Origin of the sequence: Shewanella sp. SG44-6, assembly GCF_014164185.1 — a bacterium.
Taxonomy (GTDB): domain Bacteria; phylum Pseudomonadota; class Gammaproteobacteria; order Enterobacterales; family Shewanellaceae; genus Shewanella; species Shewanella vesiculosa.
The window spans coordinates 1-7,116 of sequence record NZ_JACJER010000181.1 but is presented as its reverse complement, the minus strand read 5'-3'; the positions used below and the strand labels follow the sequence as shown (position 1 = coordinate 7,116).

Genomic DNA, 7,116 nt, shown 5'->3' with positions numbered 1-7,116 from the left:
AGCGCAGCCCGGTAGCGCATCTCGTTTGGGACGAGAGGGTCAGAGGTTCGAATCCTCTATCACCGACCAATTTAAAAAAGCCACTCTTATGAGTGGCTTTTTGTTTTTCTAGAATCGATTAATGATTCCAATGGTATATTGTTATTTCAGCAACCATCATAAATCCTCAATCTAATTGATTGTATGAGCGTTAATATCGTTGTGCTGTTCTATTATGCCTATCTGTATTGAGCTCCTTAGGCTGCGTTATAGGCCGTATTAGCGCCTAATTATGTATCGCCCCCAAGCAACAACTTTCTAGCAGTGGTTCAAGAGATCAACCTAAATGTGTTGTGGCCACTCCATTAAACGTGAACTCTGGGCAAGACGTTAAAATATAATTATAAAGATTATAAGTTTAGACGTTAACCACTATCAATTAGTGAGCTAATCGCCGAGATATAAAAAACCACTCAAAAGAGTGGTTAGTTTTCAGCGAGCAATTCATTGATATAATTTAAAGGTCTATATTCACTGGCGGTACAATAAAGCCTTGATAGGCATCCACTCTGAGATCTGTAAACCTTGTTAATTGTTCAGCTTCCTGGATCCCTGTGACAATAACTTGAATATCTAATCCTTTAGCAACATTGACTAACGCACGGCATAATTCACTGTTATGTTGATTATCTTCAATGTAAGCCAGTGATTGGTCAAGTTTGACATAGTTAGGACGTAAGCTTTGTAAGTAGGCCATAGAGCCAAATTGACGACCAAAATGGTCAATACCAAAATGGGCGCCAGAATCTCTAATGACTTTACACAGATTTTCACAAGATTCTAAGTCGCTATAAACACTCGCTTCTGGAATTTCGAAACAAATACGATCGGCGTATTTACTGGCTCGTAGGAACTGTTTTAACCATACATGGAAATCAGTATCACTTATACTTTGATAGGTGAGGTTAATGGCAACACGTTCATAATTACGTTCAAATAAACGATTTTCATTGATGGTTTCAATTAAGCAACGATCAAGCATAGTCCCTAATGAGAGCAATTCTACATAAGGCATAAATTGACCTGCGTGCAGGGTTGTTTCGCCAATTTTCAGCTGACAATATAGCTCGCGTTGACAAATTTCATCTCTGGCACATAACTGAATAGGCTGCCAACGGAATTGGAAGTTTCTGGTCTTGATAGCATTGTTTAAATTACTGCGCCATTCTTCTCGAGTAAAAAGCTGCTTTTGAGTGTTTTCAAACCAATGGAACACCTTTTCGTCTTTAATGGCTTGTTGCAATGCGTTATCTGCTTGGGCCAGCATATCAGATACCGTCATTTGCCCTAAACGCTCTGCTACACCAATATAAAGCTGTTCGTTGGGTTTGCAGCCAGATTTAGATATTTCTTTATTCACAGTGCGTATGAGACTCTGCAAATATTTAGTCAGTTGGTCGTGTTCACAGTCTTCAACAAGAAAGGCAAATTCGTACGCAGCAATCCGCGCAATAACAGAAGAGGATATTTCATCTTGGTGATGCTGTAATTTCTCCGCCAGAATACGAATTGTCTCATCACGAACTTGGAAACCATATTTACTGTGAACTTCTTCTAACCAATCCATTTTGACTAAGTAAAGCGCTCCGGTACTGGGCTCGCTTAACCAGCCATTCACTCGACTTACCATGTATTGTCTATTTGGCAGTCCAGATACTTGATCGACGAGATTTTTCTTTCTTAATGCAGAGACTTCTTCGTCGAGGGAGTTAAATACTTGTTTTAACTGAGCAGACATGCTGTTAAATGCATTGACTAGTTCTTTGAGTTCTTTGGTTTTTGGTGCTGGCATATCAGGGCCAAATTGGCGCTCAGCAATTTTTTTTGCGTGTACAGAAAGGGTATTTAATGGTTTTAATATCCAGCTTAATCCTACTCTTGCACAGATAATAGCAATGAGGAATAAGATCGAAAATAGAATAATAATGTCGGAAATAATCCGCCATAATTCTTGATAGCCAAAACCTGGATTTGCGGTAATTTCTAGCGTGGCAAGTTGTAACCAACCTGAAGTAATCGTAGTTTGTTTTTTTATTGTTTTAAACAAATTAAGATCAATAAACCATTGAGGAACATTGTCGACTTGTACCGCGTTATTCCACACCTGCTGCTTGCCACCCACTAACCAAGTTAACTTAATTTGTTGGTAGTAGCCGCCCTCAAAAATAACATTGACTAATGTTTCAGCTCCGGCATCATCACCCGCTTCTAAAACAGGCGTTAGCATCAGTCCTAATGAGTTGCTGGCATTATTAAGATCAGATTCCATCTGTTTAGATAAGAAACCTTGGGTCTCTGAAAATTGTACATAGGCTACACTTGCAATTGTTAGCAAGAAAAGCCCAAAAAGTAACGCATAGATCTGCCTGAACAGGGTCATGTTGTTACTACTCCATGTTGAGTTTTGGTTGGCGTAGGCGATCTACACCTAATCTAAGTTTAAGGTCAGTCCATTTTTCAAGGCGTGATGATGAGCCAGCTAACACACCTCGACCTTTTTCTTTGTTTAACCATAATTGTTTACCGTTAAAACTGTAAACAGGCAGAAGATCTTTTCTTTTTGTTGCCAGCTTTATGGTTTTATCTAAATTATCAAGCACTAGCGGGATTGAATTTGGTTTTTCATAATACGCTAAAACCATATGATACTGATTTAAAGATGTTGCTTTTACCATGGTTATTCTGAGTTTATCTTCAGGAATACCAAGCTGGAGTAGCGTAAAGTATTTTGCTATTGAAAAGTCTTCACAATCCCCGCCATTGGCACCAATAAACTCCATTGGCGATGCCCAATAATTGGAGTCGCCCCACAATGTTTGATCATCAATAAATCTAAATAAATTAAAAAATTGATTAACTTTTTCTAATTTGTCTATATCAGCAAGTTGTTGCGAATCTCTGACGATATTAAACCAAGCATTGGCCCGTAATCCGGCGCGATCGCCATAGCGTTGCGATAATGCAGCGACGGTTTTGTCTTGGTTTAACTCTTGTGTCGGAGCGGCAAATAAACATGAAACTAAAAGGGCCGATGCCATAATAAAAACATGGCAGACCCTTTTATATAGCGATATGGTTACTTTGCTGCTTTCGCGACTCAAAGAATCAATGCCTTGTATGTCCGTTAGTCAATTTCTTCATCTACAGTGTAGATATTCCATCGCATTGCTGGAATAGTATCATCAGCTGTCACTTCAGCGATTACACGTCGATTACGTTCCTCTGCTGCTGGTGTGCCACTGTTATCGATAGGACGATCAAAACTATAACCAATTGCCGTTAAGCGGCTTGGATTGATACCATAGGTGGTTTTTAACACATCAGTGACAGCTTTAGCACGATGTTGAGATAACGCTAAATTTAGCTCATAACTGCCAACTTTGCTTGTATGACCTTCAATTGTCACCCTTGTGGTCGGATATGTTTCCATCAATTTAGCTACTTTTTCAATTTGGTTATAATATTGAGGTTCGATAACCGTAGAATTATTACTAAATAGAATTTTTAAGTCTTGGCGTTCATTGATATTTGTTATTCTGCCACAACCATAGTTGTCAACCGCAGCACCCACAACAGTACCAGCGCAACGTTCACGGGCCATGATCACGCCATCACGGTCACTATCATTAAGATCAAATTGTTGAGTTGTAGATGGATTCGACTCAACAATATCGGTTACCGAACAGCCTGCAGTCGTTATCAATGCGAATAAAACTAGTAAGTATTTCATTATTTTACTCCTCCTTCATAATCCTGCTCTCCACGCCATTCTCCTGGACGTGTTACTCGAAGTGAGTCAAGTAGATCGCCAGTTGCATTTAGTACTCGATAGCGAGCGGCAATTTCATCGTACTCAGTTTGTAAGTAATCCTTACGAGCTTCAAATAGTTCATTTTCGGTATCGAGTAAGTCAAGAAGGGTACGTTGACCCAAATTAAACTGTTGTTCATAAGCGACTTGAGTCTGTTTTGCTGCAACAACATGTTCACGAATAAACTGTTTTTGCGGTGCTAACATTTCATAGGCATTCCAAGCTAAAGAAATACCTTCAACAACTTCACGATAAGCGCGTTGTTGGACCTCTTTTGCCTCATTGATTTTATAGGCGCTCTCTCTGTCTTTAGAGGTGTCTTTACCACCAGAGAACAGGTTGTATTTCATCCTAACCATGGCGACTAAGTCATTATTATAGCCATTGACGTTCTGGCTATTAATCGCGCTATAGCCGTCTTCACCAGAGGTATCATTATTCCAGTTACCGTTAAGCTCTAAACTTAATTTTGGATAATAGTTAGCTTGGGCTGAACTACGCTCTTTTTTAGCAGCATTAATGTCATTTTCTGCTGATTTTAATATTGGGTGTTTTGCTTTAGCTAACATGATCCCTTTATCTAAACTTTCAGGCAGCAAATCGGCATCAGGCACAGGTAGAATTAAGTCAACAGGCTGTGCTTCAACCACTCTAACAAAGGCTGCGCGGGCATCTTGTAGATTGTTTTTAGCTGAAATAACATTGGCATTTGCACGGGCGAGACGGCCTGCAATTTGCGATAAATCTGCTGTTGATCCCAATCCAGAATCAGTACGCTGTTTTATTTGGTCATATATCTCTTTATGACTCGCGAGATTTTTTTCAGACAGCAGTAATACTTGCTCACTACGGATGTAGTTTAAGTAGACTTTTGTCACATCCAATGCGGTATCTTCAGCAGCAGAAAATAATGCCCACTGATCTGCACTCGCTTCAAATGAATAGCGATCGACTTCGCTACTGGTATAAAAACCATCAAAAAGCATTTGTTTGATGCTAACACCGGCTTCGCCACGTTCTAAATCAATCATACCGTCACTATCAACATCACCTTGACCCGCTCGGCGACGTGTTGAAGGACTATCTGTTTGTTCCCAGCCATAACCCGCTGTGATATCAAGTGTCGGCATGTATCCTGATTGAGCTTGATTAACTTGCTCTTCACGTGCTTTAAAGCGATTAAAAGCTATACGTAAATCTGGGTTTGTATCTAGTGTATATGCAACAGCTTGCTCAAGTGTTTGACTTGAAGCTGTCGGGGCTATCAGCATTGACAAAGTTAGTGCTATAACAGTTAACTTGTTTTGCTGTTTTGTTGTAGTAATAGTCATTAAAAAACCCTCCTGGTTCTTCTTAGCGCTCTCTAAGAGCTGTATCTTTGGCTCTTAAAATTGGATTTAAAATATACTCAAGTATGGATCTTTTTCCTGTAATGACATCAACCGAAGTGAGCATTCCAGGAATAATTGGCATCTCTGTACCATCGTCTTTCATTAAACTGGATTCTTGTGTTCTTACTTTTACAATATAGAAACTGTTACCTTCATCATCCTGTGACGTATCGGCACTAATATGCTCAACCGTTCCTTTTAGCCCACCATAACGAGTAAAGTCATAGGCAGTCACTTTGACTATTGCAGGTAATCCTGGATGTAAAAAAGCAATATCTTTTGGTATTATTTTGGTTTCTATCAGTAATTTATCTTCTGAAGGAACAATTTCCATAATATCTTCGCCTGGCTGAACAACTCCACCCAAAGTATTAAAGTTAATCTTTTTAATGGTGCCAATAACAGGAGAGGTAATGACAGCTTTGCTGACTTTATCAAATGCTCCTTTTTGCGCTTGGTTCATGCGCGATAATTTCGTTTGCATTTCATTAAGCTGTGCCCGTAGATCGGTAGCATAAACAAACACTGCGTCGCGACGTTTTAAAATGGCCTCATCCATAGCGGCTTTCACTTTTGGGCGCAAGAGTCTAACAGATTGTAATTCGCCCTGAATATCGTTTACGGTGCGCTCAAGTTTGAGGAGTTCTACTTCAGGCACAATGCCTTTACGAGCAAGCGGTCGAGTCAATTCGAGTTCGCGAGATACTAATTGATAACTTGTCGTAAGTGTACTGATTTTAGAAGCTAATTCTTCAATTTCTTGTTGTCGTTGTTGAATTTGACGCGCTAAAATTTCTAATTGGTTACTTAAATTATCAAGTCGAATGGAATACTCTTCTTGTTGACGTTTAACCAGTTCTGGTTCTTCATCAATAATGGTTTGTGGAAAAACTAAATTTTGCTTAGTAATTTTCACTTGTTGGCGCCAGTCTGAGGACATGTCAGAGATAATTATGCTATCCAACTCAGTGCGCATGCGAATAATATTTGTCTGTAACCCAAAGACCTCTTGCTCTTGTTGGTCAAAGTCTGAGCGAAATCGTGTGTCATCAATACGAGCTAAAGGTTGATCTTTAGTCACTAATCCACCTTCTTGAACATAGATCTCTTGTAAAATACCACCATCTAAACTTTGAATAACTTGCAGTTGTGAAGAGGGAATGACTTTACCGGTTCCTGTCGTCACCTGATCTAATTCTGAGAAATATGCCCAAATAAAAAAACACATCATCATTGCCGCGAGCGACCAAATAATAAGACGATGCCCTGACGGGGCATCGGTCATCATGGCGCCATAAACATCATCGACCATTTCTAAATCTTTCGTTGTCAGATATTTACTCATGAAGATTGGCCTCCAGACAGGGTCCCTGAATTGAGTTTTGCTAGGACCTCATCTTTAGGGCCATCAGCCACAACATGACCACGTTCGAGTACAATAATACGATCGACAAGATTTAATAAATGCATTTTATGGGTAATAAGTAGTAAGGTTCTTTCACGGCTCACTAGCTGCATTGAGCGAATAAACTGTTTTTCAGCTCGAGCATCGAGGCTTGCCGTTGGCTCATCCATTAATAATATTGACGGGTCATTTAATGTTGCCCTTGCTAAAGCAACGGTTTGCCTTTGACCACGGCTAAGTGCGAGACCACCTTCACCCACTTGTTGGTCTAAGCCTTCTGACTCTAAGTTAGTAAACATACTCACGCCAGAAAGCTGGATAGCTCTTATTAATTGATGCTCTGTCACTTGACGAGATCCAAATAAAATATTGTCGCGAATGGTACCGTGAAATAAGGTGACGTCTTGGGGTAAGTAGCCAAAGTTACGTCTAAGATCGCTAGGGTGAATTTGTCCTGCATCAAGGCCATC

6 protein-coding genes are annotated in these 7,116 nt (G+C 39.9%); all 6 read right to left on the bottom strand.

The genetic code is table 11. The annotated features are described in order from the left end of the window. Positions 1-496: 496 nt before the first annotated feature. Positions 497-2,419, bottom strand: coding sequence for an EAL domain-containing protein (locus H5185_RS20410; protein WP_182743016.1), 1,923 nt, complete (start codon positions 2,417-2,419; stop codon positions 497-499). 7 nt (positions 2,420-2,426) lie between these two features. Then, positions 2,427-3,077: a transglutaminase-like cysteine peptidase gene (locus H5185_RS20405; RefSeq protein WP_182743015.1), complete on the bottom strand. Its 651-nt coding sequence runs from the start codon at positions 3,075-3,077 to the stop codon at positions 2,427-2,429. Positions 3,078-3,163: 86 nt separating this feature from the next. Next, entirely contained in the window at positions 3,164-3,769 is a 606-nt protein-coding gene (locus tag H5185_RS20400; RefSeq protein ID WP_182723119.1) for an OmpA family protein, read from the bottom strand. After that, positions 3,769-5,181 (bottom strand): TolC family outer membrane protein, encoded by a 1,413-nt coding sequence (locus tag H5185_RS20395; protein WP_182723120.1) that lies wholly within the window; start codon positions 5,179-5,181, stop codon positions 3,769-3,771. Before H5185_RS20395 ends, H5185_RS20400 begins: the two co-directional genes overlap by 1 nt. 22 nt (positions 5,182-5,203) lie before the next feature. Beyond that, positions 5,204-6,586, bottom strand: a complete 1,383-nt coding sequence (locus H5185_RS20390) for an HlyD family type I secretion periplasmic adaptor subunit (protein ID WP_182697796.1) — start codon at positions 6,584-6,586, stop codon at positions 5,204-5,206. Continuing rightward, positions 6,583-7,116 (bottom strand): ATP-binding cassette domain-containing protein (locus H5185_RS20385; RefSeq protein ID WP_182743014.1); only part of this gene is annotated, 534 nt, incomplete at its 5' end. The genes H5185_RS20390 and H5185_RS20385, both read right to left, overlap by 4 nt.